Origin of the sequence: Dietzia alimentaria 72 (genome assembly GCF_000226215.1) — a bacterium.
Classification (GTDB): Bacteria; Actinomycetota; Actinomycetes; order Mycobacteriales; family Mycobacteriaceae; genus Dietzia; species Dietzia alimentaria.
Map to the genome: position 1 here is coordinate 1 of NZ_AGFF01000036.1, position 2,858 is coordinate 2,858.

The 2,858-nt window shown below is 58.6% G+C and carries 2 protein-coding genes; one reads left to right on the plus strand and one right to left on the minus strand.

From position 1 onward, the window contains the following. A partial coding sequence (locus tag ON04_RS15645; protein WP_010542583.1) for a hypothetical protein occupies nucleotides 1-800 on the plus strand: 800 nt, incomplete at its 5' end. Nucleotides 801-974: 174 nt separating this feature from the next. Here ON04_RS15645 and ON04_RS15650 read toward each other — a convergent pair. Next, nucleotides 975-2,645: an SIR2 family protein gene (locus ON04_RS15650; protein WP_050815390.1), complete on the minus strand. Its 1,671-nt coding sequence runs from the start codon at nucleotides 2,643-2,645 to the stop codon at nucleotides 975-977. Nucleotides 2,646-2,858 lie beyond the last annotated feature (213 nt).

The following is a 2,858-nucleotide window of genomic DNA, read 5'->3' on the forward strand; positions in this document are numbered from 1 at the left end:
TTGAGATCGCCCTCCAGGGCACCAGTGGCGTACAGCTTTCGTTGAGTGAGCAGATCGGCCGGGTCGGTACGAATGCGTGCGGCGCCCATTTGGGGAACGGCTTGGGCGCCTCTGCGCAGACACAGGCCGCGCTCGAGCTGACCTTCAAGCCGCCCACCATCTCCGAGTGGATTTACGGGACCGAGGTCTTTCGCTCCGTGTTCGACACCATCGGCCCCTCGGCGTTGCAGATCGCTGCCAGTCTAGTAGACAGTAACCCTCTGACGGGCCGTGGATTCGGTACAGGGGCCAGCTCGACGTTCGCTGAGCAGTGGAACATGGCCACGGCCGGGGCGTTCTCCAATTTCGGCGGGGTCTTCGAGTCACTCCGTGAATCCTTGGACTTCGAGCAATCCCTCAACTCGTCTGGGTTGGCGCAAGCACTCCTCGTCGAGACACGGAAGCTGCTCGAAGACCAAGCCAATAGGCTTGCCGAGGTCGAGCTCACAGAGGAGGCCGACACTGGTGTTGCCGAGTTGCTCGAGGCGAACCAGGACCTTTCAACCGTAGCTACTTTCATGCAGCGGTACTTCACGGAGTACTTCGGCTACTCACCCGAGCAGTCTTCCAATCTCGTCCGGAGAGCCATCTGGGTCATTGTACTCAGCGGAATGGTCTATGGTTTCGCCCAAACAGCCGGGACACTACAAACGACGCTTGGGTTCGTTCTCGGCATCACCGGGAAGTCCATCCTCGACTCGACCTCGACGAGGGCAGCAGACAAGCTGATTCCCGAGGGAGAACCGGACGCGGCCAGTTGAAGCTCGATGGCCGTACGCACTCCAGATCCGGAAGGGCCACAAAACGCGCCCCAGTATCGTCGAGCAGGTAAACCGCACTGGAATCGCCGGACGGTCTGTTTTGACCAGGGAGGTTGGACCCTATGCCAGAACCGAAGAGGTTCGACACCGAGAGCCCGGGGTGGGCCGTTCGGATCAGAATCGTCGGTACGGCTTCAGAATCTCACGGTGATTAATCAGAACCTGGTCGAAACTGTCTTCCCCACCCAAGAAGCCCACCCATGGGCAGGACCGGGCCCGCGCGGATATTTTACGGAACTCCACCTCACTAGCGGGAACTTCACGATCGTTCTCAGACCATGAAGTTTCACCAACGTATTCGCCACTCATAGCTCGGTATGACCCGGGAGCGTCCTGTTGAGCCTGTTGGATGAGTCCGAGGCGATACTCAAAACCGTGGAACACTCGCTTGTAGTCCTCGTCGAGGAGAATTAGGTCACGAAAGAACAAGCGCGAGTCGACCTTCAGCAGATGACTCGCCGGATAATGCCACCTGCTGCTGTTCCACCGCGGCATGGCGTTCACTAACGACTCGTTGAAGACGCGGTTTGGGTGTAGGAGTTGGCCGGCCGGGACTGGACCGCTGGTTCCCATCCGTCCGCGGCCCTCCACCTCAGTGCCGAGGCGTATAACTAGGTCTTCGCGGCCGCGGCGGACCGCGGCCACCCCCATCGCGAAGTAGGCGAGTACAGACGGGATAAGGCGTGCTTCGTCCAGCCCGTTCGTCGAGGTACTAATCGGTGCTGTCCCCGCATCGACTAGACGTTGCAGGACATCGAGCCAGAGCTGGTCATGCGCTCCATCCGAGTCATGCCACACGCCGGTGATCAATAAATGCAGGAGCGGCGTGGCTATTTTTAGGTGCGCTTCGCAAATCTCTTGCATAATCTCACCATCAAGGCCGCTTATTGAAAGGGATTGCTGAGATATTTGGGCCGTTACCTTTTCTGCGACGTCCATGACTAGATCGTGAAGTTCAATACGACGTATAGGGTCCGGAAGGTAGCGTTTCATTCTGGCCACAGCCATCGCGGTCGTCAGTGGAGGTTCAGCGAGACTGTCAAGAGCTTCTGCTCTGGCGAGAAGCTCAGTGAACAATTCGTCGGCGCCGCCCGCGGGAATGACTTGCCCCGCCCGTGCGGCTAACAGACGCCCCGCGACCTCACCTTTGCTACTACGGCTGTCCCAGTACAGCGGATATCTGCGGTTGGGACTCTCTTCCAGTAGTTTTACCAGCGCGGTGTCCCATTCCGCGGACCAACCCGAGATTAGTAGACCGTACTCATCAAAAATCTGCCCTAGTAGGGCGTTCCACTCACTGGGGTAGTCCTCAAGCTCTTCAGGGGTATTGCGTGAGCCAAGATCTCTGTAGTCACCGTGGAGCTTAATTACTGTCGCGGGCGCGTGTGTGAGCGGCGCCATGCCGTTCACTGCTTCCGGACGGGCAATGACCTGGGGAGACACCCCCACGGACTCCAAAGCCTGCTCCATCAGTCGGTCGAAGTTAGTGGTAACGATGACGCGTACTGTGCCACGTTTCACCAGCTCGGCAAGTGCCAAATGCGCTCGACTAGGCGTCTTCACGCCGTTGTCGCGATCCTCATCAGTTGGCTCGAAGAACTCCGCAAGTATGCCTTGCCGTGTTGCAGGCGTCGTGGAGATTGATTCCAACAGCGAGGAATAACCCAAAGCTTCTCCGTAGCGGCCTTGCCACCAGGTTTCAGGATCCCGCTCGGCGGCGAGCAGAGCGTCTAAGTCACCTGGAGCGTCAGCTACCGCGACCCGGCGCACCAGTTCCTTGACCACGCCCCAACCAGTTGGGACCCCGGCTCCTGTAGATACTCCTGAACCGAGCAGGACGGCATAAACGCCTGGTAGAGAGTGCATCGAGGTGGCCAACATCGTCGAAGTCGGAACAGAACGGCTCATGGGATATGGGTACCAGATGCATCCGACATGGTCGCCAACACAAGTTTATGTCGACCTGATTGGATCCGAATGCGCCGCACTCCCCGTATC